The 527-nt window shown below is 25.4% G+C and carries 2 protein-coding genes; both read left to right on the plus strand.

All coding sequences use genetic code 11. The annotated features are described in order from the left end of the window. Window positions 1-64 (plus strand): 50S ribosomal protein L19 (locus tag HMPREF9131_RS08580; protein ID WP_232202575.1); only part of this gene is annotated, 64 nt, incomplete at its 5' end. A gap of 54 nt (window positions 65-118) precedes the next feature. After that, window positions 119-481 (plus strand): stalk domain-containing protein, encoded by a 363-nt coding sequence (locus HMPREF9131_RS02385; RefSeq protein ID WP_009345162.1) that lies wholly within the window; start codon window positions 119-121, stop codon window positions 479-481. Window positions 482-527 lie beyond the last annotated feature (46 nt).

Below are 527 nucleotides of genomic sequence, written 5' to 3' on the forward strand. Positions count from 1 at the left end.
ACTATACTATCTAAGAGATAGACAAGGTAAAGCTGCAAAAGTTAAGGAAAAAATAAATTACTAAAATGAGCTAAGACTCATTTTAGTTTCCTTTATTTTGAATGAAGAAAGGAGCTTTATGAAAAAATTTTTTATAGGAATATTTATTTTATTGGCATTTGCTGCAGGATTATTTTTCTTTGTTGAAAATAGGGGAAACAACAAACAATCTGATATGTATGAAGGACTAAGTTTTTTATACGAAGATAAGTTAGTAGACAAGAAGGATTATTATAGACAAGAGGATGGACAATTATATATTTCTTATGATTTTATAAAAGAAAATATAGACAAAAATATAAATTTCAATGAAAGTGAAAATAAAGTTTATATTAATAACTCAAAAGGTTCAAAAGTTTTGCCTTTAGATAGCAAGGAAGCAAATTTTTCTGGACACAAGGTTATTTTGCGTTCACCTGTTAAAAAAATGACGGTAGATTAATGTTACCTATTGAATCTTTTATTAATGATTATAATTTTGATTTAAG

Origin of the sequence: Peptoniphilus sp. oral taxon 836 str. F0141 (assembly GCF_000179335.1) — a bacterium.
GTDB lineage: Bacteria > Bacillota > Clostridia > Tissierellales > Peptoniphilaceae > Peptoniphilus_A > Peptoniphilus_A lacrimalis.